Origin of the sequence: Streptomyces sp. NPDC127129 (assembly GCF_042671585.1) — a bacterium.
Lineage (GTDB): Bacteria > Actinomycetota > Actinomycetes > Streptomycetales > Streptomycetaceae > Streptomyces.
The window spans coordinates 79,159-103,934 of sequence record NZ_JBHXTV010000023.1 but is presented as its reverse complement, the minus strand read 5'-3'; the positions used below and the strand labels follow the sequence as shown (position 1 = coordinate 103,934).

General features: G+C 72.3%; 22 protein-coding genes, 1 tRNA gene and 1 other RNA gene. 10 read left to right on the top strand and 14 right to left on the bottom strand.

Annotated elements, in window-relative coordinates; translation table 11 throughout:
* Nucleotides 1–40: 40 nt before the first annotated feature.
* The 10 genes from ACFVGW_RS33400 to ACFVGW_RS33355 all read right to left on the bottom strand — a co-directional run bounded on the left by ACFVGW_RS33400 (nucleotide 41) and on the right by ACFVGW_RS33355 (nucleotide 9,846).
* Nucleotides 41–778, bottom strand: a complete 738-nt coding sequence (locus ACFVGW_RS33400) for an HAD family hydrolase (protein ID WP_385854587.1) — start codon at nucleotides 776–778, stop codon at nucleotides 41–43.
* Complete coding sequence (locus ACFVGW_RS33395) at nucleotides 775–2,397, bottom strand: FAD-dependent monooxygenase (protein WP_385854586.1); 1,623 nt, start codon at nucleotides 2,395–2,397, stop codon at nucleotides 775–777. Before ACFVGW_RS33395 ends, ACFVGW_RS33400 begins: the two co-directional genes overlap by 4 nt.
* The gene (locus ACFVGW_RS33390; protein ID WP_352189771.1) at nucleotides 2,385–3,143 is read right to left on the bottom strand and encodes an SDR family oxidoreductase; all 759 of its coding nucleotides are present in this window, start codon (nucleotides 3,141–3,143) and stop codon (nucleotides 2,385–2,387) included. Before ACFVGW_RS33390 ends, ACFVGW_RS33395 begins: the two co-directional genes overlap by 13 nt.
* Nucleotides 3,144–3,226: 83 nt before the next feature.
* Nucleotides 3,227–4,213 (bottom strand): 3-oxoacyl-ACP synthase III family protein, encoded by a 987-nt coding sequence (locus ACFVGW_RS33385; RefSeq protein WP_383226456.1) that lies wholly within the window; start codon nucleotides 4,211–4,213, stop codon nucleotides 3,227–3,229.
* Between the two features lie 96 nt (nucleotides 4,214–4,309).
* Nucleotides 4,310–5,035, bottom strand: a complete 726-nt coding sequence (locus ACFVGW_RS33380) for an SDR family oxidoreductase (RefSeq protein ID WP_385854585.1) — start codon at nucleotides 5,033–5,035, stop codon at nucleotides 4,310–4,312.
* Complete coding sequence (locus ACFVGW_RS33375) at nucleotides 5,032–6,291, bottom strand: beta-ketoacyl-[acyl-carrier-protein] synthase family protein (RefSeq protein WP_385854584.1); 1,260 nt, start codon at nucleotides 6,289–6,291, stop codon at nucleotides 5,032–5,034. Before ACFVGW_RS33375 ends, ACFVGW_RS33380 begins: the two co-directional genes overlap by 4 nt.
* The gene (locus ACFVGW_RS33370) at nucleotides 6,291–6,530 is read right to left on the bottom strand and encodes an acyl carrier protein (protein WP_383226463.1); all 240 of its coding nucleotides are present in this window, start codon (nucleotides 6,528–6,530) and stop codon (nucleotides 6,291–6,293) included. The genes ACFVGW_RS33375 and ACFVGW_RS33370 overlap by 1 nt, the downstream gene beginning before the upstream one ends.
* Before the next feature lie 62 nt (nucleotides 6,531–6,592).
* Nucleotides 6,593–7,636: a ketoacyl-ACP synthase III family protein gene (locus ACFVGW_RS33365; RefSeq protein ID WP_383294368.1), complete on the bottom strand. Its 1,044-nt coding sequence runs from the start codon at nucleotides 7,634–7,636 to the stop codon at nucleotides 6,593–6,595.
* 7 nt (nucleotides 7,637–7,643) lie between these two features.
* The gene (locus ACFVGW_RS33360) at nucleotides 7,644–8,654 is read right to left on the bottom strand and encodes a ScbA/BarX family gamma-butyrolactone biosynthesis protein (RefSeq protein ID WP_385854583.1); all 1,011 of its coding nucleotides are present in this window, start codon (nucleotides 8,652–8,654) and stop codon (nucleotides 7,644–7,646) included.
* Nucleotides 8,655–8,916: 262 nt separating this feature from the next.
* On the bottom strand, nucleotides 8,917–9,846 hold the full coding sequence (locus ACFVGW_RS33355; RefSeq protein WP_385854582.1) for an NADP-dependent oxidoreductase: 930 nt from the start codon (nucleotides 9,844–9,846) through the stop codon (nucleotides 8,917–8,919).
* Nucleotides 9,847–10,008: 162 nt separating this feature from the next.
* On the opposite strand from ACFVGW_RS33355, the gene ACFVGW_RS33350 reads away from it, so the two are divergent.
* From ACFVGW_RS33350 to ACFVGW_RS33335, 4 genes are read left to right on the top strand one after another with little or no spacing between them, the layout of a single operon-like run.
* The gene (locus tag ACFVGW_RS33350; protein WP_385854581.1) at nucleotides 10,009–10,650 is read left to right on the top strand and encodes an MBL fold metallo-hydrolase; all 642 of its coding nucleotides are present in this window, start codon (nucleotides 10,009–10,011) and stop codon (nucleotides 10,648–10,650) included.
* The gene (locus tag ACFVGW_RS33345) at nucleotides 10,647–11,669 is read left to right on the top strand and encodes a zinc-binding alcohol dehydrogenase family protein (protein ID WP_385854580.1); all 1,023 of its coding nucleotides are present in this window, start codon (nucleotides 10,647–10,649) and stop codon (nucleotides 11,667–11,669) included. Before ACFVGW_RS33350 ends, ACFVGW_RS33345 begins: the two co-directional genes overlap by 4 nt.
* 32 nt (nucleotides 11,670–11,701) lie before the next feature.
* The gene (locus ACFVGW_RS33340) at nucleotides 11,702–13,273 is read left to right on the top strand and encodes a methylmalonyl-CoA mutase (RefSeq protein WP_385854579.1); all 1,572 of its coding nucleotides are present in this window, start codon (nucleotides 11,702–11,704) and stop codon (nucleotides 13,271–13,273) included.
* Nucleotides 13,274–13,300: 27 nt separating this feature from the next.
* Complete coding sequence (locus ACFVGW_RS33335) at nucleotides 13,301–13,732, top strand: cobalamin B12-binding domain-containing protein (RefSeq protein ID WP_383291754.1); 432 nt, start codon at nucleotides 13,301–13,303, stop codon at nucleotides 13,730–13,732.
* A gap of 134 nt (nucleotides 13,733–13,866) precedes the next feature.
* Here ACFVGW_RS33335 and ACFVGW_RS33330 read toward each other — a convergent pair whose 3' ends face one another.
* From ACFVGW_RS33330 to ACFVGW_RS33315, 4 genes are all read right to left on the bottom strand, one after another.
* The gene (locus ACFVGW_RS33330; RefSeq protein WP_385854578.1) at nucleotides 13,867–14,769 is read right to left on the bottom strand and encodes an RICIN domain-containing protein; all 903 of its coding nucleotides are present in this window, start codon (nucleotides 14,767–14,769) and stop codon (nucleotides 13,867–13,869) included.
* Between the two features lie 278 nt (nucleotides 14,770–15,047).
* Nucleotides 15,048–15,521, bottom strand: coding sequence for a GNAT family N-acetyltransferase (locus ACFVGW_RS33325; protein WP_385854577.1), 474 nt, complete (start codon nucleotides 15,519–15,521; stop codon nucleotides 15,048–15,050).
* Nucleotides 15,522–15,574: 53 nt separating this feature from the next.
* Nucleotides 15,575–16,114: a hypothetical protein gene (locus ACFVGW_RS33320; RefSeq protein ID WP_385854576.1), complete on the bottom strand. Its 540-nt coding sequence runs from the start codon at nucleotides 16,112–16,114 to the stop codon at nucleotides 15,575–15,577.
* Nucleotides 16,115–16,156: 42 nt separating this feature from the next.
* Nucleotides 16,157–16,244, bottom strand: a tRNA-Ser gene (locus tag ACFVGW_RS33315).
* Nucleotides 16,245–16,352: 108 nt separating this feature from the next.
* Between ACFVGW_RS33315 and ffs the strand changes: the two genes are divergently transcribed.
* From ffs to ACFVGW_RS33285, 6 genes are all read left to right on the top strand, one after another.
* Nucleotides 16,353–16,451: signal recognition particle sRNA small type (gene ffs, locus ACFVGW_RS33310), an RNA gene on the top strand.
* Nucleotides 16,452–16,487: 36 nt separating this feature from the next.
* On the top strand, nucleotides 16,488–18,626 hold the full coding sequence (locus tag ACFVGW_RS33305) for a DNA polymerase III subunit gamma and tau (protein ID WP_385854575.1): 2,139 nt from the start codon (nucleotides 16,488–16,490) through the stop codon (nucleotides 18,624–18,626).
* A 61-nt stretch (nucleotides 18,627–18,687) separates the two neighbouring features.
* A complete protein-coding gene (gene purD, locus ACFVGW_RS33300) occupies nucleotides 18,688–19,938 on the top strand; it encodes a phosphoribosylamine--glycine ligase (protein ID WP_385854574.1) in 1,251 nt (416 codons plus the stop codon).
* A 217-nt stretch (nucleotides 19,939–20,155) separates the two neighbouring features.
* Nucleotides 20,156–22,084, top strand: coding sequence for a hypothetical protein (locus ACFVGW_RS33295; RefSeq protein WP_385854573.1), 1,929 nt, complete (start codon nucleotides 20,156–20,158; stop codon nucleotides 22,082–22,084).
* A 181-nt stretch (nucleotides 22,085–22,265) separates the two neighbouring features.
* The gene (locus tag ACFVGW_RS33290; RefSeq protein ID WP_385854572.1) at nucleotides 22,266–23,726 is read left to right on the top strand and encodes a N,N-dimethylformamidase beta subunit family domain-containing protein; all 1,461 of its coding nucleotides are present in this window, start codon (nucleotides 22,266–22,268) and stop codon (nucleotides 23,724–23,726) included.
* A 105-nt stretch (nucleotides 23,727–23,831) separates the two neighbouring features.
* The gene (locus ACFVGW_RS33285) at nucleotides 23,832–24,743 is read left to right on the top strand and encodes a phosphoribosylaminoimidazolesuccinocarboxamide synthase (protein ID WP_352189740.1); all 912 of its coding nucleotides are present in this window, start codon (nucleotides 23,832–23,834) and stop codon (nucleotides 24,741–24,743) included.
* The last annotated feature ends 33 nt before the right edge of the window (nucleotides 24,744–24,776 follow it).

Genomic DNA, 24,776 nt, shown 5'->3' with positions numbered 1-24,776 from the left:
CGGGCGGACCAACACCGCCCACCGGCGTGTCCCGGGCGGACTACACCGGCTGGCGCCTGGTGCCCGGCATGAGCGTGGCCGGGACGACGGGCCAGCCGTGCTCGGCGGCGTGCGCCGTCATCCTCGGGTGCGCGCCGACCACTGTCGGACGGCCCACCATGCTCAGCATGGTCAGGTCACCCGGGTCGTCCCCGTAGGCGTAGCAGTCCGCCGGGTCCGCGCCGAACTTCTCCAGCGCCTCACGGACCGCGTCCGCCTTCGCGGGCCCGAACATCGCGTGCCGGATCGCGCCGGTCATCAGCCCGGCCCCGTCCAGCTCCGGTTCCGTGCACAGGACCAGGTCGATCCCCAGGTCGTCGGTGATCGGGTGCAGCGTCGCGGGCCACGAGCCGGAGATCACCACCGTGTGATGGCCCGCCGCCTGGTGGCGCCGGAGCCGGGCCACCGTCGGCTCGATGAAGGGCGCCCCGCGCTCGCGCAGATCGGCGTACCACTCACGGGCCTCCGCGATCACGTCGTCCCACGGGATGCCGGCGTGCAGCTCGTAGAACTTGGACACCACCTCGACCGGGGTCACGCCCATCGACGCCAGCCGCCGCAGCGGGTCCACGAGCCGCTCGTACGCCGTGCCGGTGACGTCCCCCTGGCGCCGCAGCCGGTAGCGCAGCAGCGAGAACGGGGTCTTCATCGCGATGAGCGTCTCGTCGGCGTCGAAGAACGCCACCACCGGTCGGGAGTGGTCGGTGGTGAGGGACGGGAGGGCGGGAGGTGGGGTCATGACCGGCTCCTGAGATGTGCCGCTCGGTCGAGCAGTCGCGTGGTGTCCTGGGGCCGTGCGGGATCCAGCCGGGCCAGCAGATGGCCGTCGGGGCGCACCACCGCGACGGCGGGGCGCGGGCCGAGGGCCCGGGCCAGGCCCTGGGGGACCGCACGGGTCAGATCGAGTACGGGGGTGGCGTCGGGCAGTTCGCGGCGCACCCGGTCCCGGGTGCGCGGCCAGTCCGCCGGCGGGGTGCGCGTACCGGGCCAGAGCAGCACGGTGTGCCGGTCCCGGTCGATCGCCGGCCAGCCTCCGCTGTCGAACCGCGGGGCCGTGACCCCGGGCGCACCGTCCCCGGCAGCCGCGGAAGCCCCGGACGCCCCGGACGGCCAGGGCCCGGAGGCCACCTTCAGCGGCAGCCGGGGGTGGCGGTCGCCGTCGTAGCTGACGGCCGTCTGGCCGAGCTGCGGGGCCAGCTTGCGCTGGAAGAGCCCGGTCCGGTCCGCCGCCATGAACGCCGCGTCCCGCAGGGCGACCTTCGCCGGGGTGTTGACCAGGCCGGCCTTGGTGAGGAGCTCCGTCGAGCGCGCCACCTGGTGGGAGACGGCCCGGCGCTCGGAGTCGTACGAGTCGAGGATCGCCTCGCCGAACTCGCCGTGGAGGACGCCGGACAGCTTCCACGCCAGGTTGAACGCGTCCTGCATGCCGGTGTTCATGCCCTGCCCGCCCGCCGGGCTGATCACGTGCGCGGCGTCGCCCACCAGGAAGCAGCGCCCGCTGCGGAAGGTGGAGGCGATCCTGACCCGGACCCGGAACGAGCCGCTCCAGAGCAGTTCCTCGACCCGGCTGCGCCCTGCCGCCCGGTCGTCGACGACCTGCTGGAACATCTCGCGCGGCGGCGGGTTCTGCTCGTCGTAGGCGTCGTGCGGCACGTTCAGGGCGATGCGGTGCACGCCGTCGCCCATCGGTCCGAGGACGATGGCGCCGCTCGGCGCGTAGCAGTAGTGCGACAGGTCCTCGGGGAGGCTGGTGGAGAGGCGGGCGTCGGTGATGGCGAACGACACGTCGACCGGCGGGCCGTCGTAGGCGATCCCCAGCTCCCTGCGCACGGTGCTGTGCGCGCCGTCCGCGCCGACGAGCCAGCCGGGCTCCAGTTCCTCGATCCGGCCGTCGTCGTGCTCCAGCTTGACGGCCGGGCCGTCCGCCGTGTTGTCCAGCGCGGTGAGCCGGACGCCCTCCTCGAGGGTGCCGCCGAGGGCGGCGAGCCGCCGGCGCAGTACCCGTTCGGTGTCGTGCTGCGGGATCGTGAGCGCGAACGGGTACGGCGAGTCCGGCAGCCTGCTCATCCAGGCGGTCGCCAGACGGCGGCCGCGCGAGTAGAACGCGGTCCCCGCGAGGCGGTGGCCGGCGGCGAGGAGCTCGTCGGTCACCCCGATCCGGTCGAGCAGTTCGAGGTTGCGCGGCCAGATGACGTTGGCGCGGGAGTGCGCCGAGTGGCCGCGACCGGCGTCCACGACGCGTACGGGGATGTCCCGCTGGAGCAGTTCGCAGGCGACGAGCAGACCGACCGGGCCCGCGCCGACGACCAGGACGGGACGGTCCGCCCCGATCGCGCGACCTCCCGTCAGGCCGCCCACATCAGACCTCCGTTGACCTCGACCACGCTGCCGTTGACGTACGAGCTGTCCTGCGAGGCGAGGAACACGGCGGTCGCTCCGACCTCTGCCGGGCGGCCGAGCCGGCCGGAGAGCAGCCGGCCGCGGTAGTACTCCCAGGCGCTCTCGTTGGAGGCCAGTTCCTTGCCCATGCCCTCGTCGATGTAGCCGGGCGACAGGCAGTTGACGGTGATCCCCTTGGGCGCGAGCTCGGCCGCCGAGGTACGGGTGAACATCTCCACGGCGGCCTTGCTGGCGCTGTACGCGGAGGCGCCGATCGCCGCCCGGCCGGCCACGCAGGACGACAGGTTGATGATGCGTCCGCCGATCCCGGTGGCCTCGCGGCGCGCGGTCATCGGGCCGATCACCGCGCGCGTGCAGAGGAAGACACCGGTCAGGTTGGTCGCGAGGGTGGTGTTCCAGTCCGCGACCGAGAGCCGGGCGATCTTGCCGTCGCGGCTGACGCCCGCGTTGTTGACCAGGATGTCGATGCCGCCGAAGGTCTCGGCGGCGGTGTCCATCAGCCCGGCCACGGATCCCTCGTCGGTGACGTCGGTGTGGTGGTAGACCAGCCGGTCGCCGTGGTCGTCGGCGAGCTCCTTGATGTCGTACGGGTTGCGCGCGGCGACGACCACCGAGGCGCCCTCCGCGAGGTAGGCCTCGGCGATCGCCCGGCCCAGGCCCCGCGTCCCGCCAGTGATGACGGCCGTCTGTCCGTCGAGCCTCATGGGCTCCTCCATCCGATGCTGTGTGCGTGTGGTGTGCGTGTGTGGCTCTGCGCCGACGGGCAGAGAAGGGCCGGGCGGCGGGCTCAGTACCAGGTCAGCAGCGCGGCGCCCGCGGTCATGCCGCCGCCCACCGAGGCGAGCAGCACCCGCTCGCCGCGCCGCAGCGGCTTCTCGCGGTGCGTGGCGTGCAGGGTGAGGGGCACGGACGCGGCGACCGTGTTGCCCAGGTGGGGCGCGGTGTAGGCGACGCGCTCCGGGTCGATGCCGGCGTCCGCCGCGAAGGTCTCCAGGAGACGCGTGTTGGCCTGGTGGAAGACGAACCGGTCGACGTCGTCCAGGGTGAGTCCGCAGTCGTCGAGCGTGACGGCGGTCAGCTTCGCGAGCACCGAGAGGGCGTAGTCCCGCACCGAGCGGCCGTCCATCCGGAAGAGGTGCTTGCCGGCCTCGCGGGCCTCGGCGTCCAGCGGCGTCCGGGTGCCGCCGGCCTCCACGCCCACGTAGTGGTGGTACTCCCCGTCCGTGACCAGGTGCACCGACTGCAGTCCGTAGCCCTCGGGCACCTCGCCGAGCAGGACGGCGCCCGCGCCGTCGCCGAAGAGGCTCACCGTCCGCCGGTCGGACCTGTCCATGATCGTGGAGAACATGTCGGCGCCGACGAGCAGCACGTGGTCGCCGTGCCGGCCGGCCTTGAGGAGGCCCTCGGCGACCGCGAGGCCGTAGAGGAAACCGCTGCAGACGGCGTTGATGTCGAAGGCGGGCAGCGAGGAGAGCCCCAGCTTGTGCTGGAGGATCGCCGCGGTGGACGGCTGCGGCACGTCCGGGGTGCTGGTCGCCACGACCAGCGCGCCCAGCCTCTCGCGCACGGACTCGTCGGCGCCCTGGAGCGCCTCGCGGGCGGCGGGGAGGGCCAGGTCGGACGTGGCGGTCCCGGGCTCGGCGTACCGCCGCTCGAGCACGCCGGTCCGCTCGGCCACCCAGGACTCGGGCATGCCCGTCCAGGCGCTGATCTGCTGGTTGTCGACCACCTTGTCCGGTGTGTAGGAGCCGATCGACAGGACGCCGACTGCCATGGTTTCCCTTTCCTGCGCGGGGGATCCCGCGCGTGGGTTGGTGCGCGTGGCTTGCTGCGCTTGGTGCGTGGTGGTGAAGGCGTACGGCAGGGGGCGTCAGTGACCCATGCCGAGCCCACCGCTGACCGGCAGCACGGCGCCGGTGACGTACGAGGCCTCCTCGCCGGTGAGGAAGCGGACGGCGGCGGCCACCTCGTCGGCGGTGCCGGCGCGGCCGAGCGGCGTCATCGCCAGGTACTGGTCGAGGCGGGCCGGCCGCACCTCGCGGAGCATGTCCGTCTCCACGAGCCCGGGGGCGACGACGTTGACGGTGATGCCACGGCTGCCGAGCTCCCAGGCGAGCGAGCGGGCGAGGCCGACGAGGCCGGACTTGGCGGCGGTGTAGTTCGTCTGGCCGGGCGAGCCGGTGAACGCGACGGCGGAGGAGATCAGCACCATCCGGCCCCAGCGCGCGCCGAGCATGGAGCGGGAGGCGTGCCGGGCGACCCGGATGACCGCCCGCAGGTTGGTGTCGAGCACGGTGTCCACGGCCTCGTCGTCGAGGGTGAGCAGCAGCCCGTCCCGGGTGATCCCGGCGTTGGCGACGAGGACCTCGACGTCGCCCTGTTCGGCCGCGACCTCCTTGAAGGCCCGCGCCACCTGCGCCTCGTCGGTCACGTCGCAGCGCACCCCGAACAGGCCCTCGGGGGGCTCGCCGGTGCGGTAGGTGACCGCCACCCGGTCGCCGCGGGCGGCGAGCGAGCGGGCGACGGCCAGTCCGATGCCCCGGTTGCCCCCGGTGACGAGCACGGAGCGGGGCGGGGCGTTCTCGGTCGTGGTCACGCCGGCGTCACCACGATCACGGCGTTCTGTCCGCCGAAGCCGAACGAGTCGTTCACGGCGGCGCCGATCTCCATCGGGCGGGCCTCCTTGGCGACGACGTCGACCCCGATGCCCGGGTCCAGGCTGGACAGGTTGGCCGTCGGCGGGACGAGCCGGCGCTCGACGGCGAGCACCGTGTACACCGCCTCGGCGGCCCCGGCCGCGCCCAGCAGATGGCCGACGACGCCTTTGGTGGAGGTCACGGCCGGCTTCTCGCCGAAGACCCGGCGGATGACCCCGGCCTCGGTGATGTCGTTGAGCGGCGTCGACGTGCCGTGCGCGTTGACGTGGTCCACCTCGGAGGCGTCGACCAGGGCGTCGGCGAGCGCCGCCCGGATGGCCCGCTCGGCCCCGCTGCCCGTCGGATCGGGCGCCGAGGCGTGGTGGCCGTCGGCGGACGCGCCGAAGCCGGAGACCCGGGCGCGGATGCGCGCACCGCGCGCCGTTGCGTCCTCGACCCGCTCCAGGACCAGCATGGCCGCTCCCTCGCCGGCGACGAATCCGTCGCGGTCGGCGTCGAAGGGCCGGGAGGCGGACGCCGGGTCGTCGCGCCGGGTGGACAGCGCCCCGGCCTTGGCCAGGCTGGCCATCGCGGTGGGGGACATCGCCGCCTCCGCTCCGCCGGCCAGGACGATGTCGCAGACCCCGGACTCCAGCAGGGCACGGGCGTAGCCGATCGCGGTGTTGCCGGAGGCGCAGGCCGTCGACACCACCTGGTTGGGGCCGAGTGCCTTGAGGTCCATGGCGATGTAGCCGGCGGTCATGTTGACCGGGCCCATGACCATCAGGAGCGGTGAGACGAAACCCGGGCCGTCGGCCAGGTGCTTGCCGTGCTCCCGCTCGACGGTGGACCAGCCGCCGAGGGAGGTGCCGACGACCACGCCGACGCGGGGGCCGTCCCAGGCCGCCGGGTCGAGCCCGGCGTCCTCGACGGCCTGCCGGGCGGCGACCACGCCGAAGTGGCTGATCGGGTCCATGCGGACGGCGGAGCGCCGCCCGAGCAGCGCCCCCGCGTCGAAGCCCGGCACGCGACAGGCGAAGTCGACGGGCAGGCCCGCGAGTTCGGGGTCGACGGCGGCGGTGGACCGGCCGGCCCACACCGTCTCGAAGTTGGCCTCGACGCCGAGGCCGGCCGGGGTCACCAGGCCGACGCCGGTGACGGCCACGTCGAAGCGTCTCGTGCGCCCGCTGCGGGCGCTCGTCGGTATGCCGGTCATCAGGCCACCGCGATCTTGGCGTCGATCTCGCCGAGGACGTCGGCGAAGGTGTTCTCCGGGGTCAGCGCGGTCTCGTCGATCTCGACGCCGAACTCCTTCTGCACGATGACGCTGAGTTCGATCAGGGCGAGCGAGTCCAGTTCGAGGGCGTCGAAGGTGGCGGTGGTGTTCAGCTCCTCGGCGGGGACGCCGAGCTTGTCGGAGACGAGGGCGAAGAGACGGTCCTGGGAAGCGGACATGGTGGTGGCTCCTTGGGAGGTGGTGTGGTGCGGATGAAGGTGGGTCAGGGGCCGTGGTGGGGTCAGCACTTGCTGACGACCACGGCGGTGAAGGTGAAGCCGCCGCCGCCGTTGAGCACGAGCGCGTGGCTCCCGGGCGGGAGCAGATCCGTGCGGGCCAGGTCGGCGAGGGAGGCGTTCAGGTCGCCGGCGCCCACGTGTCCGGTGGCGCGGCCGAGGTCGAGCACCTCCGCGGAGGTGACCTCCGTCAGCGGCGGGATGTACGCCTCCGCCATCGCCTTGCTCCCGAGGCGCGGGATCACGGCGTGGCGCAGCCGCGGATCGTCGCCGGTGAGGCCGGCGGCGGCCAGAGCCTCCTCGACGACGCCACGGATCCGGTCGGCGGCCGTCTTGAGGAAGAGGTCGACGCCGTACGCCTTGATGAACGCGCGCTTGGTCCGCCGCACGTCGATCATCGGACTGTGGCCCATCGGTGTCGCGTTGAGCTCGTCGTCGCCGCGGTGCATCACCTCGAGTTCGGAGGCGGCCCGGGTGGCGAGCGAGTGCAGCAGCAGGTCGGGGGCCCGCCCGGGGCCCGTCGGCGCTCCGGCGCGGTCGACGAGGACGGCCGTCGCCGCGTCGCCGGCCGCCATGCCGTAGTCGCTGAGCCAGCGGTGCCAGCTCGGCATCAGGAAACGGTCGGCGGTGGTGACGAGCGCGGGCCCGGCGTCCGGGTCGCCCTGGAGGCGGCTCGCGGCAAGCTCGATGCCGACGGCGCCGCCGTTGCACTGCTGGAGCAGCCCGATCGGTACGGCGTTGTCGGCGCCGATCCGGCGGGCGATGTAGTGCGGGGCCGACCAGGCGTCGTGACCCTGGTGGTGGACGCTCGCGTGCAGGACGAGCGAGAGCCGCTCGGCCCGGGCTCCGGAGAGCGCGAGGGCCTGGTGCGCGGCCTCGACGGCCATGTCCGGGGGTGCGGTGTCCTCGCTGACCGGGAGCGATGTGTAGCCGAGTTCGCGGGCGGTCTTGGCGGGGATGTCACCCGCGGCCACGGCCTCCTCGACGGTCTGGCGACCCTCCGGGTACCAGGCCGTCGCCGTCAGGGCGAGCGGTGAGTCCAGTCGCACGGCGCCGTCACCGGCCGTCCGTGGCCGGGGCCGGCGGCCCCGGGAGCGCGGCGACGGCGACCGTGGCCGTGCAGACCGAGGCCCCGTCCTGGAGGAAGTCGACGGTGAAGCGGTCGTCCGACGCGGGTGCGACGGAGACGGTGACCGGGCTGTCCAGCTCGACGAAGCGGCGGAACGTGGCCGCGAAGGCGGCGGCGTAGCGGCGCTCGGCGGGCGCCCCCGCGGCGAGCACCGCGGCCTGGCGGGCCGCCTCCATGAGCGCCATCGCGGGCACGTGGTCCAGCGGGTGGTCGTACATGGCCGGGTGCAGGACCGGCACGTCGAGCAGGGCGCGCAGGGCGACCGGCCCGCCGGGGCGCTCGACCTCCGTCAGGACCACGTTCTCGGTCCGCTCGCGTCCCACCAGGGCGGGTGCCACGGGCGTGCCCGCGCGGGTCTGCGGCATCGCGGAGGAGAGCGGCGGAACGGTGCCCCGGCTCTTCTCCCGGTGCGCCCCGTAGCCGTCGCGGCTGAGGTAGCCGGCCACGACGGAGCTGGTCCCCGCCCGCCGGCCGGCCACGACGAACGCGCACTCCAGGGTGGCGGCCAGCAGCTTGGTGCCGCGCCGCCTGAGGTCGCGCGTGGTGACCTCGACGACGAGCTCGTCCGGGGCGTCGCCGCGGGCCCGCAGCGCCGCGAGGTCCGTGAACTCGGTGGTCCAGTCGCTGATCAGGAAGGACGTGTCGTACGTGACGTCCAGCCACCGGTGCGCGACGACGGTGACGGCCTGCCGGGCGGCCTCCAGGAGGAACAGGGGGTCGAGCAGCACGGGCCGCTGCGTGTGGTCGTTGTAGTAGCCGTGTGCGCGGGGTGCCTGGACGGCCACGGCGAAGGTGTCGTCGTCGAGCCGGACGGCGTCCGTGACGAACACCTCCATGACGGCCCGGCGGTGCACCAGGACGCGGTCCAGCGGTCGCTGGTAGGCGAGTTCGGCAGCGACCGGAGCGGCCTCGGGCCGCTCCTGCTCAGCAAGGGTCATGCCCCGTCCGTTCGTCCGTGGGTCTGGGTTCGGCGACGCCCCCCGAGGGCGTGAAACCAGCCTCACAGCCGCCCCTTGGGTTTCGTCTGCGAACGGCGAAGGGTCTGACCGACGGCTTCGGGACGGCTGGATCGAGAGCCGCTCAAGGATCACTGGAGACGGGGTGCGGACGCCCCGGACATGCGTAAAGGGCCGCCCCCGGGTGGGGACGGCCCTTGTTTCGTACGGGTTTCGCGAGTGCCGACGGCTGTGTCGCGCCGGTTCAGTCCGGCTGGACCGCGAGGACGATCTTGCCCCGCACATGGCCGGTTTGCACGAGTTCATGCGCGCGTGCCGCCTCGGCGAGCGGGAACTCGGCGCTGACGTGGACCCGGACCTCGCCGCGCTCCGCCATCGCCACCAGCTCGGCCAGGTCGGCCGGGTCGGGGCGGACGAACACGTACTGGCCGCCGAGCCGCGTCACGTCGCCGGAGATGGAGGCGAGCCGCCCGCCCGGCCGCAGCAGCGCGGGCGAGCCGAAGAGGGTGTCGCCGCCCATGAGGTCGAAGACGGCGTCGACGCCCTGTGGCGCCAGGGCGCGCACCCGGTCGGCGAGTCCGGGCCCGTAGGTCACCGGCTCGGCCCCGAGCGACCGCAGGAAGTCGTGGTTGCGCTCGCTCGCCGTCCCGATGACCCGGGCGCCGAGGGCGCGGCCGATCTGCACGGCGAGCGAGCCGACCCCGCCGGCGGCCGCGTGGACGAGCAGCACGTCACCGGCGGCGATCTGCAGATGGCGGCGGAGTGCCTGGTACGCGGTGAGCCCGGCGGCCGGCAGTCCGGCCGCGGCCCGCGGGTCGAGGGAGGGCGGCCTGTGCGCCAGGGTCCTGACGGGTGCGGCCACCAGCTCGCCGTACGTGCCGCGTTGCATGTGGTCGCAGCGGACGTAGCCGACGACCTCGTCGCCGGGGGAGAACTCGGTGACGCCGAGGCCGGTGCGCTCGACCACGCCGGACAGGTCGCAGCCCATCACCATCGGGAAGTGGGACTCGAACCAGTCGTCGATGTAGCCCTCGCGGATCTTCCAGTCCGCCGGGTTGACGCCCGCGTACCGCACGCGGACGAGCACGACGTCCGGGCCGAGGCGCGGCTCGGGCAGGTCCATGAGTTCCAGGACCTCGGGCCCTCCGTAACGCTGGACGGCGATGGCCTTCACGTGCGAACCCCCTGATGGGACGACGACCGTACGGGTATGGGGCGCCGGACCCGGTCGGGGCGCGGGACGCCGGCACCGGCCACTATAGGCGAGTTCTGAGCCAGGGTTCTGATACACAAACGGTAATTGACATATGACCGAGGTCTCGGTCAGAGTCGCGTCATGCTCGTACTGTCCGCCTCCACCGGCAAGTTCGGCACGAACGTCCATCTCGTCGCCGCAGGACCGGGAAATCCCTGCCTCATCGTCGACCCCGGGCACGACTCCGCCGAAGCGGTCCGACAGGCCGTCCGGGCCCACCGCCTGGAGCCCGAGGCCATCCTGATCACACACGGCCACATGGACCACACGTGGGACGCCGTGCCGCTCGCCCGGCACTACGGAGTCGCCGCCTGGATCCACCCCGCCGACCGCTACCAGCTCGGCGCCCCCGCCCGGGGGCTGCCGGACTCCTTCCCCCGCGAACTCCTCCTCGGACACCCCGACGAGGAGCCCGACGAGGTGAGCGAACTCCCCGCACAGGGCGGTGAGCTGACCTTCGCGACCGGCCCCGTCACCGTGCTGCACACTCCCGGACACACCGGGGGTTCCGTGATGTTCCGCTTCGACGGTGGCGCCGAGCCGCTCCTCGCGACCGGGGACAGCCTCCTCGCCACCGGCCCCGGGCGCGCGGACGCGCCGGGCGCCAGCCCGGCCGGTCTGGAGAGCTCCCTGCGCATGATCGCCGGCCTCTGCCCGGACGAGACCCGGCTGCTCACCGGCCACGGCCCCACCACCACCTTCAGCGAGACGGGAATCCGATGACGAACACCGCCCAGACCCCCACGACCCCGGGACACCGCATGCGCACCGTCCGGTTCGAGTCCTTCGGTGACCCGTCCGTCCTCGGCGTCGCGGACGCCGCCGTGCCCGAGCCGGAGGCCGGACAGCTCACGGTCGACGTGCAGTACGCGGGCGTGAACTTCGCCGAAGTGATGTTCCGCCGCGGCCAGTTCCCCGTGGACCTGCCCCACTTCCCGGGTCTCGAGGCCGTCGGCACCGTGCGCGCCGTGGGCGGGGACGTCACCGGCTTCGAGGTCGGCGACCGCGTGGCCGCCCTCACGCTCGGCGGCGGCGGCAACGCCGAGGTGGTCGCCGTCGGAGCCGAGCACGCCGTCCGCCTCGACGGCGACCTCGCCGGGCTCGACGGCGCCGTCGCGGCGGGCGCCCTGTGCAACGTCACCACCGCGCTCGGCGTCCTCACCTCGGCGGGCCGGCTCGCGAAGGGCGAGACCGTCGTCGTCCTCGCCGCCGCCGGCGGTGTCGGCACGGCCGCCGCACAGCTCGCCCGCTCGCTCGGCGCCGCCACGGTCATCGGCGTGACGAGCTCCCCGGCCAAGGCCGCGTACGCCCGCGCCTACGGCTACGACAGCGTGGTGTCCTACGACGAGCTCGAGCGCGAGGTGGCCGAGCGGACCGGCGGCGCCGGCGCCGACCTGGTCCTGGACTCCGTCGGCGGCGCCTTCCGGTCGTCCGTGACCGGCCTGCTGGCAGCCTTCGGCCGCCACGTCATCTTCGGCAACGCCGCCGCCGAGGACGTCACCTTCGAGGGCAACCACCCCTGGTACACGAACAGTTCCCTCGCGGGCTACAACCTCGGCGGCGTCGCCGGCCGCGCCCCGGCGCTGCTCCGCGCCCACCTGGAGCAGGCGCTGACCGAGGTCGCCAAGGGCACCGTCCGCGTGGACGTGACGGTCCTGCCGCTGCAGGACGTGACGCGCGCACACGAGCTCCTGGAGACGCGGGCCTCCACCGGCAAGTACGTCCTGGACGTCCGGAACTGACCACGGCACGGCGGAAATCAACGGGGGAATTCATGCGTGAGTCGGAGTCGGGGTTGCCGATCGAGCCGGTGTACGGGCCGGGTGTGCTGGAGGGGTGGGATCCGGCGGAGGAGTTGGGTGAGCCGGGTTCGTTTCCGTTCACGCGGGGTGTGTACCCATCGATGTATACGGGTCGTCCGTGGACGATGCGGCAGTACGCGGGTTTCGGTACGGCGGTGGAGTCGAATGCCCGGTACAAGCAGTTGATCGCGAACGGTACGACGGGTTTGTCGGTGGCTTTCGATCTGCCGACGCAGATGGGTCACGACTCCGATGCCCCGATTGCGCATGGTGAGGTCGGCAAGGTGGGTGTCGCGATCGATTCGGTCGACGACATGCGGGTGTTGTTCGACGGTATTCCGCTGGACCGGGTGTCCACGTCGATGACGATCAATGCGCCGGCCGCGCTCCTGCTGCTGCTGTACCAGCTCGTGGGTGAGGAGCAGGGCGTCCCGGCGGAGAGGCTGACGGGGACGATCCAGAACGATGTGCTGAAGGAGTACATCGCGCGGGGTACGTACATTTTCCCGCCGAAGCCTTCGTTGCGGTTGATCGCGGACATCTTCAAGTACTGCAAGGCCGAGATCCCGAAGTGGAACACGATCTCGATCTCGGGTTATCACATGGCGGAGGCGGGTGCCTCGCCGGCGCAGGAGATCGCGTTCACTTTGGCGGACGGCGTCGAGTACGTCCGTACGGCGGTCGCGGCCGGGATGGATGTGGATGATTTCGCACCGCGTCTCTCCTTCTTCTTCGTGGCGCGGACGACGCTTTTGGAGGAGGTGGCGAAGTTCCGGGCGGCGCGGCGGATCTGGGCGCGGGTGATGCGCGAGGAGTTCGGTGCGAAGAATCCGAAGTCGCTGATGCTGCGTTTCCACACGCAGACCGCCGGGGTGCAGCTCACCGCGCAGCAGCCGGAGGTGAATCTGGTGCGCGTCGCGGTGCAGGGTCTGGCGGCGGTGCTGGGTGGTACGCAGTCGTTGCACACCAACTCCTTCGACGAGGCGATCGCGCTGCCGACGGACAAGTCGGCGCGCCTGGCACTGCGGACGCAGCAGGTTCTTGCGTACGAGACGGATGTGACCGCCACCGTCGATCCGTTCGCGGGGTCGTTTGTCGTGGAGAAGTTGACGGACGACGTCGAGGCGGCCGTGCTGGAGCTGATGGGGAAGGTCGAGGACCTGGGCGGCGCGGTCAGCGCGATCGAGCGCGGTTTCCAGAAGAGCGAGATCGAGCGCTCCGCCTACCGGATCGCGCAGGAGACCGATTCCGGTGAGCGGGTGGTGGTGGGGGTGAACCGGTTCGCGGTGGAGGTGGAGGAGCCGTACGAGCCGCTGCGGGTGGATCCGGTGATCGAGGCGCAGCAGGCGGAGCGGCTGGCCGGGCTGCGTGCGGAGCGGGACCAGGCGGCGGTGGACGCGGCGCTGGCGGAGCTGCGGAAGGCGGCGGAGGGCACGGACAACGTGCTCTATCCGATGAAGGACGCGCTCAGGGCACGGGCCACCGTCGGCGAGGTCTGCAACGCCCTCCGCGACATCTGGGGCACCTACACACCCACCACCTGAGCCACACAGAACACAGGGGGAAGCACAATGAACACGCCGATTCGTGTCGTGATAGCCAAGCCCGGACTGGACGGGCACGACCGCGGAGCCAAGGTCATCGCCCGCGCCCTGCGGGACGCGGGGATCGAGGTCATCTACACAGGGCTCCACCAGACCCCACGCCAGATCGTCGAGACCGCCCTCCAGGAGGACGCCCACGGCATCGGCCTGTCGGTGCTCTCCGGAGCCCACATGACGCTCTTCGCCGAGGTGCTCCGGCTCCTCGCCGAGGCGGACGCCCGGGACATCACGGTCTTCGGCGGCGGCATCATCCCCGAGGCCGACATCCCGCAGCTCCGGGAGATGGGCGTGGCCGCCCTCTTCACCCCCGGAGCCCCCACGCACGAGATCGCCGCCTGGGTGCGCGGAAACGTCGCTCCCGAGGCCGGGGCGCTCCAGCCGACGGGAGGCGCACGATGACGACGAGCACGGAGGCGACCGGCCTCGGGGCCCTCCTTATACGGGCCCCGCGGCGGAATTCCCGGACCACGGCGTGCGCCATGTGCGGGGGGACCGGCCGCTCGACCACCGGCTCCAGACTCGGTGTCACGCATTCATAGAAGCCACGTTTGATTGTCTTCGCCAGTGAAGTCGGCCTGTACAAGGGAACCGATGCCGGCAAATCCGTCGCTGCCTATCTGGATGACTTTCAAGGAGTGCTCGGCCCTGATCGTATAGCCTCTGTGACCGTGATCACCTGTCGAACTGATGGCGAACAGTTGATTCTTTCCGCCGTGCCAGTCCCACAGAATCACCCGGGCTCCGTTCGCCGTGGACGCTTCCTGTATGTCGAGGACCTTGGGCAGGCCGGCGGGGTCGTCGTTCGTTCGAAACTGCGGCACGGCGATGCGGTAGAGCCCGGACGGCGGTACCCGTTGGAACTGGATCGACAGGTTTTGCACGCTCTCAGGGTCGAACAGCTGGGTCATCAAGACGGTTCCACTCACGGGCGGCGTCTGCTGCAAGACCCAGGAGTAATTACCGAATTCAAGGATCGACCTCACTCGGTCCCCCGCGATATTCAGTTGCTGTGGCCCCGTGGTCGCACCCGAGAATCCTGCCGTGACAGGATCTCCGTCATCCCCGTCCGTGCACAGCACCTGATTGCTGTGCTTCGCCCTTACCCATGCTCCCGTACTTACGCCATCCCGATTGACCGTGAATCGCTGATTGTCGCCCCCGTGCCAGGGCCAGCAAATGAGTCGCGCGCCCCCCTGCATCGACGCGTTGTCCACGTCCAGTACTTTTCCCGAGGACGTGTGAAGAATCCGGATGGACCCGTCGTCGAGTGGCTGCACGCACCATCGTTGGCCCGGGCCCCCGAAGAACTGCCGAAGGACGATGGAACCCTCGCCGTTCGCGCCGCCTTCTGGCGTCAGCGCCAGTTGCGAGCCTGTGTTGATGAGGGGGCCTTCGAACCAGCGGCTGAAGGGGTTCTCGATGGGTTCCTCAGGCATCGGATTCTCCCGCCGGGTGGAGCACCCCGAGTCCTGGTTCCAGGCTATGCAGGTCCTGTTGGTGATCGCATGCGCGCGCTGCGGTCCTCGCGCCGGAGCCCGCAGTCAGATCCGGCGGCCTCGGGGGAGACCGCGACGGCAGTAGCGCTCAGCTCGCCTTCCGGTACACCCCAGAAGATCTCGCCGGTGTGGATGCGGACGGTGGCGCTTGCGGGTGTCGTCGGTGATCCCGACCCACTCGGCATCAGGGCCAGGGCGTGTATCGGAAGTGGATCTCATCAAGTGTCGAGCGGAAGTTCCAGCAGTTCCTCTGGAGGCTGGAAACCGGAGCGCTGATACAGAGGGGTGCTGCGCTCTGACGGCCATACGATCAAGCCCTCGAGGCCAGCGCTGCGTGAGTGCTGCTTCAGCGCCTCCAGGAGTGCCGAGCCGGCTCCTTTGTTCCGTTGTGACGGCATGACGAAGAAGTTCGTGACATAGCCGACCGGGTTGTTGTCGCCATAGGGCTCCGGCATCCTCTCCACGAGACAGAGGAAGACGTGTCCGCAGATTTCGCCCTCGGTCTCCGCGACCCAGGCCAACCAGTGGCCATCGCTGAGCCGGGTGCGGATCCACTGCTCGGCCTCTTCCAGGAGCCGAGCAGGAGCTGGCGGTTGCCCTTCGTGGTCCTCCTGCTTGAACGTCCAACGTAGTTCGGCCAAGGTCCGCGAATCGGCGGGCCGGGCCGGACGCACGATGAGGTCTACCGTCATGGGGACGAGCTTCGGTCCTATAGCACGGTGAGGCAAACCGATTTCCGCGCCGGTCACAGCCACTCGTTGATAGCCGCAACGAGGACGGTCGCCTCGTAGCGGACCGCGAGTTTGTCGTATCTCGTGGCCACTGCCCGGTTTCTCTTGAGGCGGTAGATGCCGCACTCGACCGCGTGGCGCTCCTTGTAGTCCTCCGAGTCGAACTTCGGCGGTCGGCCGCCGTGCGAGCCGCGCTTCTTGCGGTTGCCGGCCTGGTCAGCTTTGTCCGGAATCGTGCAGCGGATGCCACGTCGACGCAGATAGGCGCGGTTCTTGCGGGAGGCGATCAGCCGGCCGGCGGCTTCACGCTCCCTCGTATGCCGGGTCCGCGGTCCCGCGGCCCGATGCGGATCACCGCCGTAGAACGCGCCGCGGCCTCCGCGGCGCTGGGCTGCCCGCCGTGGGAGCTTGGGCTGTGCGCCGGATGCAGCCAGATGATGCGGCGGTACGGGCAGAACGCGGCCATGTACTGCAACGTGTGCCGGGCCGTCCTCAACGGGCGATAGACGGGAACTGCAACCAAAACTGCAACCACACACGTCGAAGGGCCCCACCGCGAACGGTGGGGCCCTTCGACATCGTGCCCGGTGAGGCACTGGCGGAGGATACGAGATTCGAACTCGTGAGGGGTTGCCCCCAACACGCTTTCCAAGCGTGCGCCCTAGGCCACTAGGCGAATCCTCCGCGGCAAACAATACAAGACGCTGAGGGGTGCTCGCGAACGTGATCCAGAACGAGGTCACGCGGTCGGGACCGGGGGACCGCGGGGCCTCTGGGATCGGGTACCCTTGGCGGAGCCCCTCACGTGGCGCTATCTGACTGAACTCCCCCAGGGCCGGAAGGCAGCAAGGGTAGGTCGGCTCTGGCGGGTGCGTGGGGGGCGCTTGCGTTCCCGGGTTGTCGGTGGGCGCCTATAACCTCGTATACGTGTCGTCTCTCGCGCTGTACCGCCGCTACCGCCCCGAGTCCTACGCCGAGGTCATCGGGCAGGAGCATGTCACCGACCCGTTGCAGCAGGCCCTGCGGAACAACCGGGTCAATCACGCGTACCTGTTCAGCGGGCCGCGCGGCTGTGGCAAGACGACCAGTGCGCGCATCCTCGCGCGCTGTCTGAACTGTGAGCAGGGTCCCACTCCCACGCCCTGCGGGGAGTGCCAGTCCTGCCGTGACCTGGCGCGGAACGGGCCGGGTTCGATCGACGTCATCGAGATCGACGCCGCCTCCCACGGTGGTGTGGACGACGCCCGTGACCTGCGGGAGAAGGCCTTCTTCGGGCCCGCCTCCAGCCGGTACAAGATCTACATCATCGACGAGGCGCACATGGTCACCTCGGCGGGCTTCAACGCCCTGCTGAAGGTGGTCGAGGAGCCGCCGGAGCACCTCAAGTTCATCTTCGCCACCACCGAGCCGGAGAAGGTGATCGGGACGATCCGGTCCCGTACGCACCACTACCCGTTCCGGCTCGTGCCGCCCGGCACCCTGCGGGACTACCTGGGCGAGGTCTGCGGGCGCGAGGGCATCCCCGTCGAGGACGGGGTGCTGCCGCTCGTCGTCCGCGCGGGCGCCGGATCCGTGCGTGACTCGATGTCCGTGATGGACCAGCTGCTGGCCGGCGCCGCCGACGACGGTGTGACATACGCCATGGCGACCTCTCTTCTCGGCTATACGGACGGGTCCCTGCTCGACTCGGTCGTGGACGCCTTCGCCGCCGGCGACGGCGCGGCGGCCTTCGAGGTCGTGGACCGCGTCATCGAGGGCGGCAACGACCCCCGCCGCTTCGTCGCCGACCTGCTGGAGCGGCTGCGCGACCTGGTGATCCTCGCCGCCGTGCCGGACGCCGCCGAGAAGGGGCTCATCGACGCCCCCGTGGACGTCGTGGAGCGCATGCAGGCGCAGGCGTCCGTGTTCGGCGCGGCCGAGCTGAGCCGCGCGGCCGACCTGGTCAACGCCGGACTGACCGAGATGCGCGGAGCCACCTCGCCCCGGCTGCAGCTGGAGCTGATCTGCGCGCGCGTGCTGCTGCCCGCCGCCTTCGACGACGAGCGGTCGCTCCAGGCCCGGATCGACCGGCTGGAGCGCGGCGCCGCGGCCGCCCCGGCGTCCGCCGCCGTCTTCACGGCCGGTTCGCCCGCGCCCGCCATGGGGTACGTCCCCGGGCCCGACGCCCACACGCCGATGGCCCCGCCTCCGCCCGCCCCGGTCGCGCAGCCCCCCGCCCCGCAGGCTCCGGCCCCCCAGGCCCCCGGGCCCGTACAGCAGCAGCCCGCCGCGGAAGCGCCCCGGCCCGGTGCCTGGCCCGGGGCCGCGACCCCCGCCGCACCTGCCGCCCCCGCTCCCGGCGCCTGGCCGGGTGCCTCCACCCCCGCGCCCCAGGCCCCCGCCGCCGCGCCCCAGGCCGCCGCGCCCGCCGCCGCACCCGCCCCCGCCGGTGACATGGCGCAAGGCGCCGCCCAGGTGCGGAACATGTGGCCGTCGATCCTCGACGCCGTCAAGAACAAGCGCCGCTTCACCTGGATCCTGCTCAGCCAGAACGCCCAGGTGGCCGGGTTCGACGGCACCACCCTCCAGCTCGGCTTCCTCAACGCCGGCGCGCGGGACAACTTCGCGAGCAGCGGCAGCGAGGACGTCCTGCGCCAGGTCCTGGCCGACCAGTTCAACGTGCAGTGGAAGATCGAGGCGATCGTCGACCCCTCGGGCGGTGCCACCCCGCCGCCCGCCGCGACCGGCTTCGGGGGCGGACGCCCGGCCCAGGCCCCCGCCCCGCAGCAGCCGTGGTCTTCCTCACAGCAGACCCAGCAGGCCCAGCAGCCCCCGTCGGGCCAGCAGGCCCCGCAGTCCCAGCCGTCGCACCAGCCCCCGCGCGCGTCCTCCGCCGCGCCCGCCCCGCAGGCGTCCTCGGCCGCTCCCGTACCGCAGAGCCAGCCGTACGCTCCGCCGCCCGTCGCGCCCGAGGACGACGTGCCGGAGGAGGACGACCCGGACCTCGTCGACTCCGCCCTCTCCGGCCACGAGCTGATCGTGCGCGAGCTCGGAGCCACCGTTGTGGAGGAATACACGAACGAGTAGGGACGTCTCGCTCGGTGGCCCGCACAAGGGCTATCCCGCCGCGCGGGCTACCCTGGCTGGCGTGAAGGTCCTCGTCATCGGCGGCGGCGCCCGCGAACACGCCCTGTGCCGCTCTCTCTCCCTCGATCCCGACGTCACCGCTCTGCACTGCGCGCCCGGCAACGCCGGAATCGCGGAGGTCGCCGAGCTGCACCCCGTCGACCAGCTGGACGGCGAGGCCGTCGCGCGGCTCGCCACCGACCTCCAGGCCGGCCTGGTCGTCGTCGGCCCGGAGGCCCCGCTCGTCGCGGGTGTCGCCGACGCCGTCCGCGCGGCCGGCATCCCCTGCTTCGGCCCGTCCGAGGAGGCGGCGCAGCTGGAGGGCTCCAAGGCGTTCGCCAAGGACGTCATGGCCGGCGCCGGCGTCCCGACCGCCCGCAGCTACGTCTGCACCACCCCCGAGGAGATCGACGAGGCGCTCGACGCCTTCGGTGCTCCGTACGTGGTGAAGGACGACGGCCTCGCGGCCGGCAAGGGCGTCGTCGTCACCGACGACCTGGCGGAGGCGCGGGCGCACGCGCTCGCCTGCGGCCGGGTCGTCATCGAGGAGTTCCTGGACGGCCCCGAGGTCTCCCTCTTCGCGATCACCGACGGCGTCACCGTCCTCCCGCTCACCCCCGCGCAGGACTTCAAGCGCGCGCTCGACGGCGACGAGGGCCCGAACACCGGCGGCATGGGCGCGTACTCGCCACTGCCCTGGGCCGACCCCAAGCTGGTCGACGAGGTCATGGCCACGGTGCTCCAGCCGACGGTCGACGAGCTGCGCCGTCGCGGCACGCCGTTCCAGGGCCTGCTGTACGCGGGTCTGGCGATCACCAGCCGTGGCGTACGGGTCATCGAGTTCAACGCCCGCTTCGGCGACCCGGAGACCCAGGTCGTCCTGGCCCGGCTGCGGACCCCCCTCGCGAGCGTCCTGCTGAACGCCGCCAACGGCACCCTCGACAGCGAGCCGCCGCTGAACTGGCACGAGGACGCGGCCGTGACCGTGGTCGTCGCCTCGCACAACTACCCGGGCACCCCGCGCACGGGCGACCCCATCGAGGGTCTGGACGACGTCGCGGCGCAGGATGCACCGCACGCGTACGTCCTGCACGCCGGGACGAAGCAGGACGGCGACGCGATCGTGAGCGCCGGCGGCCGCGTGCTGTCGGTCACCGCGACCGGAAAGGACCTGGCGCAGGCCCGCGAGCGGGCGTACAAGGCGGTCGGCCGGATCCGTCTGGACGGCTCGCAGCACCGTACGGACATCGCGCGCAAGGCCGCGGGGGAGTGAACCTCTAACCGCCCCGAACCGTCATCACCTTTGCCCAAAGCCATTCCATCGAGTGACGGCTGAGCCATCCGGATGACGCCTGCCGACGCCCCAACTAGGGTGCGGCGCAGGTGTTCCGGCACTTGGCCCACCGGCATTGCGATGTCAGTGGCGGGTGCCACAGTGGGGGAGTGAGCAACACCGCCACAGGCAGTCCCGACGAGGGCAGGAGGGGGTGATGTACGGCGTGTCCGGTACCGGTTCGGTTCCCGGCGAGGAGATGGGTGCGCGTGCCGCGCGCTCCCGGGCCGTCGGCGTGCTCCGGGTCCGCGGCAGGGCGCTGGGCGTCGCCGTGCTCCCGGCAGCCGCGGCCGTGATCCTGTACGCGGGCGGGGTCACCGGCCACATGACCGGGGCCGGCTGGGACGCCGCCCGCTGGCTCACCACCGTGCTCGCGCTGGTCGTCCTCCTCGCCGCGGCGGCCGTCGCCCTGGTGATCGCGCGCTCCCGGCCCGCCGTCACCCCCACCGTCGAGCTCGCCGAGACCTCGGCCCCCGACCTCTACCGCATGGTGCGGGACCTGGCCGACCGGCTCGGCGTCCCCGCGCCCTCCGCGATAGCCCTGACCCCGGACTGCGACAGCTGGCTCGAGGACCGTACGCACCCCGCGCACCGCCCGGGGCGTACGGGCGCGCTCCGGCGCTCCACCGACGCGCCGGTCCTGGTCATAGGCTCCCCCTTCCTCTGGTGGATGCGGGTCGGCGAGCTGCGCGCCGTCCTCGCCCCCGTCGTCGCGGGTACGGCTCCCTCGGCGCACCCCGACATAGCCGCGGCACGCCGCTTCGTCCAGGGCCTCGACGCGGCGGTGGCCGCCCCCCGTACCCCCGGGCTCGACCCGGCACGCAGGCTCGGCGCGCACGCGATCGCGTGGGTCGCCCGGGTCCTTCTGCGCCTCTGTCGCGGACACGCCGCCGAGATGGAGCGGGGCGTCGCCGTCGCCGGATCCGAGCGCGCACAGGCTGTGGACTACGGCATCCGGATCGTCGCCCAGGAGCAGGTCGGCCTCGCCTACGCGGGCTGGGACCGGCTGCTCACCCGCGTCGCGCTGCCCGCCTGGCGGATGGGCCGCTGGCCGTCGAGCCTCGACGTGGGCGTCGTCGCGGCCCTCACCGAGCTGTCCCGCCGCGACCGTCTCGCCGAGGGCTTCACCTCACGGCTCGGCGAGCGCCCGGCCTGTGACCTGCTCGAAGAGCCCGGTGCCGTCGACGAAGCCGCCTCGCTGCTCGCCGCCCGGCTCTTCCACGGCGGCCCGGCGGAGGCCGGCCCGGACTGGGCCCCGGTCGACTGGAGCCAGTACCCGGAGGAGGTCGTGGACCGGAAGTGGCGCAGCGACGCGGCCCGCCTCCACCAGGTCCTCGACGAACTGGGCGTCCTCCCGCCACGACCGGACACCCCCTCGGGCGCCCGTGCCGCCACGAACACCCGCGTCGGCGCCGGCACCCGCACCGGCAAAGGCAACGGCAACGGCGTCGGTCCGGCTCACGAGACCGCCGCTCGCGGCAGCGCAGACGGTCCGACGCTGACCCGCGTGATGACCCACCTGTCGGCCCGCCCCGGGCCGCCCCCGACGGCGGACGGCACTCCCGGCACCCCGCCGCCCCTTCCCGCCCTCGCCCCCACGCCCATGCCCACCCCCACGCCCGCCCCCCTGGCCCCCGCGGCCGCCGACGACCCTGACGATCTGGACCTCGCCGAGCCGCCCGTCTCCAACCCCGCCGCCGACGCCCTCGCCGCCGCGCTCACCGCCCGCGTCGCGCGCGAGGAGGCCGCCGCCGGGCCCGCCGCGCCCGCACCCGCGCCGCACACCGCCGCGGGAGCCCCCGGCGGCGACACGCTGCCCCTCTTCCCGCTGCAGCCGCCCCGGACCGGGCGCGATCTCCTCGCCGACCATGTGACGGCGATGGTCTGCTGCGCCGCCGTCGACACCGCGGGTGCGGCCCCCGGTCTCGACTGGCTCGACGGTCCCGCTCTGCTCGTCGGCGGCGTGCGGAGCACCGACCTCACCGCCCGCGTCCTCGCCCTCGTCGAGGACGGCGACCCCGAGCCCCTGAACGCCTGGCTCGCCGAGACGGGCGTACGCCCCGAGAAGCCCGTCCGCCTCGTGTGAGCCGGGACGGCCCCGGAAGCTTGCCTTCCGTTCACGTCAATTCGCGACGAACGGTGACGGAGTGCGTGCGTTATGTGATGTGCTGGAGACCGGCACTGACAGCAGCACATGACAGCCCATGACAGCGCATGTGCGACACGACGGCAGACGGCACGCGGGGGAGTCGAGGGAGGGGCGCGTTATGGGGGCGGACCAGATCAGGCGGTGGGAGTCGGGCGCGCTCGCCCACGCCGTCACGGACCCTTTCGGCCAGGGCCCCCTGCCCTGGCTGCGCGGTTCGGAGAACTACTTCGACGACACGGGCCAGGTCGTCCCGTGGTACGCCGACGAGACGCTCGCCCGTGGCGGAAGCGGCGGTCCGCGCACCGCCGACGACGTACGGAGCCAGATCAAGGGGTTCGCGTCCAACGGGGCCGTGGCACCCGGCGAGGCGATCGATTTCCACATCACGGTGGACCCGCCGCAGCAGTTCTCGGTCGACATCTACCGGATCGGTCACTACGGCGGCGAGGGCGCCACCAAGATCACCACCAGCCCCCGCCTCTCCGGCATCGTCCAGCCCGCGCCGCTCGCCGCCGACCGCACGGTCTCCTGCCACCACTGGTGGCAGTCCTGGCGCCTGCAGATCCCGGCCCACTGGTCGATCGGCGCGTACGTCGCCGTGCTCACCACCCTCGACGGCTACCGCTCCCACATCCCCTTCACCGTCCGCGACAGCCACCCCGCCGACCTGCTCCTCGTCCTGCCGGACATCACCTGGCAGGCGTACAACCTCTATCCCGAGGACGGCCGGACGGGCGCCAGCCTCTACCACGCGTGGGACGAGGACGGCCGCCTCCTCGGCGAGCGGGACGCGGCGATCACCGTCTCCTTCGACCGCCCCTACGCGGGCGCCGGTCTCCCCCTCCACGTCGGCCACGCCTACGACTTCATCCGCTGGGCCGAGCGGTACGGCTACGACCTCGCCTACGCCGAGACCCGCGATCTGCACGCCGGCCGCGTCGACCCCACCCGCTACCGCGGCCTGGTCTTCCCCGGCCACGACGAGTACTGGTCCGTCCCCATGCGCCGGACCGTCGAACTCGCCCGCGAGCAGGGCACCTCCCTCGTCTTCCTCTCCGCCAACACCATGTACTGGCAGGTCGAGCTGGGCCCCTCGCCGTCCGGCGTCCCCGACCGGCTCCTCACCTGCCGCAAGCGCCGCGGCCCCGGCCGCTCGGCGCTCTGGCGCGAGATCGACCGCCCGGAGCAGCAGCTGCTCGGCATCCAGTACGCGGGAAGGGTGCCGGAGCCGCACCCGCTGGTCGTACGGAACGCGGAGCACTGGCTCTGGGACGCCACCGGCGCCGGGGACGGGGACGAGATCCCCGGCCTGGTCGCGGGCGAGGCGGACCGCTACTTCCCGCGCACCGCCCTCCCCGAGCACCAGGGCCGGATCCTGCTCGCCCACTCGCCCTACCGGGACGGCGAAGGCGCTCTGCGCCACCAGGAGACCTCGCTCTACCGCGCCCCGTCCGGCGCCTGGGTCTTCGCCTCCGGCACCTTCGCCTGGTCGCCCGCCCTGGACCGGCCGGGCCATGTCGACGAGCGGATCCAGCGCGCCACGGCGAACCTCCTGGACCGCATCTGCAAGCGGGACTGATCGACGGCAGGGTCTGACCAGGGCTTCGAAGGGGTCGCGCGCCGGGTCACCCGGAGAGTGCGAGAGAATCGGAACCGCTCCTGGATCAACCTACGCGGAGGAACCGTGTCCGGATTCGTAGAAAAGCCCGAGCCCGTCCAGGTCCCGGGCCTGACCCACCTCCACACGGGCAAGGTGCGTGACCTCTACCGGAACGAGGCCGGCGACCTCGTGATGGTGGCCAGCGACCGCATGTCCGCGTACGACTGGGTCCTGCCCACCGAGATCCCCGACAAGGGGCGGGTGCTCACCAAGCTCTCCCTGTGGTGGTTCGACCGGCTCTCCGACCTCGTCCCCCACCACGTCCTCTCCACCGAGCTGCCGGCCGGCGCTCCCGCCGACTGGGAGGGCCGCACCCTCGTCTGCAAGTCGCTGACCATGGTCCCGGTCGAGTGCGTGGCCCGCGGCTACCTGACCGGCTCCGGCCTCGTCGAGTACGACGCCTCGCGCACGGTCTGCGGCATCCCGCTGCCCGAGGGCCTCAGCGACGGCTCCGAGCTGCCCGCGCCGATCTTCACCCCGGCCACCAAGGCCGCGGTGGGCGACCACGACGAGAACGTGTCGTACGAGGAGGTCGCCCGCCAGGTCGGCGAGGAGACCGCCGCGCTGCTGCGCGACACGACCCTCGCGGTCTACGGACGCGCCCGGGACATCGCCCGCGAGCGGGGCATCATCCTCGCCGACACCAAGTTCGAGTTCGGCTTCGAGGCCACCGGAGACGGCCCGGTCCTGGTCATCGCCGACGAGGTCCTCACCCCGGACTCCTCCCGCTTCTGGCCCGCCGACCAGTGGCAGCCGGGCCGCGCCCAGCCCTCGTACGACAAGCAGTTCGTCCGTGACTGGCTGACCTCCCCGGCCTCCGGCTGGGACCGCAAGAGCGAGCAGCCGCCGCCCGCGCTCCCGCAGGAGGTCGTGGACGCCACGCGCGCCAAGTACATCGAGGCGTACGAGCTGCTGACCGGCGCCGCCTGGTCGTAGCCCCGAGCGGGGACACGAAGAAGCCCCCGGTCC

Bases quoted from the DNA above. Each gene is read 5' to 3' on its own strand.
- ACFVGW_RS33400 (WP_385854587.1), bottom strand. From the start codon at position 778: ATGACCCCACCTCCCGCCCTCCCGTCCCTCACCACCGACCACTCCCGA.
- ACFVGW_RS33390 (WP_352189771.1), bottom strand. From the start codon at position 3,143: ATGAGGCTCGACGGACAGACGGCCGTCATCACTGGCGGGACGCGGGGC.
- ACFVGW_RS33385 (WP_383226456.1), bottom strand. From the start codon at position 4,213: ATGGCAGTCGGCGTCCTGTCGATCGGCTCCTACACACCGGACAAGGTG.
- ACFVGW_RS33375 (WP_385854584.1), bottom strand. From the start codon at position 6,291: ATGACCGGCATACCGACGAGCGCCCGCAGCGGGCGCACGAGACGCTTC.
- ACFVGW_RS33370 (WP_383226463.1), bottom strand. From the start codon at position 6,530: ATGTCCGCTTCCCAGGACCGTCTCTTCGCCCTCGTCTCCGACAAGCTC.
- ACFVGW_RS33360 (WP_385854583.1), bottom strand. From the start codon at position 8,654: ATGACCCTTGCTGAGCAGGAGCGGCCCGAGGCCGCTCCGGTCGCTGCC.
- ACFVGW_RS33350 (WP_385854581.1), top strand. From the start codon at position 10,009: ATGCTCGTACTGTCCGCCTCCACCGGCAAGTTCGGCACGAACGTCCAT.
- ACFVGW_RS33345 (WP_385854580.1), top strand. From the start codon at position 10,647: ATGACGAACACCGCCCAGACCCCCACGACCCCGGGACACCGCATGCGC.
- ACFVGW_RS33340 (WP_385854579.1), top strand. From the start codon at position 11,702: ATGCGTGAGTCGGAGTCGGGGTTGCCGATCGAGCCGGTGTACGGGCCG.
- ACFVGW_RS33335 (WP_383291754.1), top strand. From the start codon at position 13,301: ATGAACACGCCGATTCGTGTCGTGATAGCCAAGCCCGGACTGGACGGG.
- ACFVGW_RS33330 (WP_385854578.1), bottom strand. From the start codon at position 14,769: ATGCCTGAGGAACCCATCGAGAACCCCTTCAGCCGCTGGTTCGAAGGC.
- ACFVGW_RS33325 (WP_385854577.1), bottom strand. From the start codon at position 15,521: ATGACGGTAGACCTCATCGTGCGTCCGGCCCGGCCCGCCGATTCGCGG.
- ACFVGW_RS33295 (WP_385854573.1), top strand. From the start codon at position 20,156: ATGTACGGCGTGTCCGGTACCGGTTCGGTTCCCGGCGAGGAGATGGGT.
- ACFVGW_RS33290 (WP_385854572.1), top strand. From the start codon at position 22,266: ATGGGGGCGGACCAGATCAGGCGGTGGGAGTCGGGCGCGCTCGCCCAC.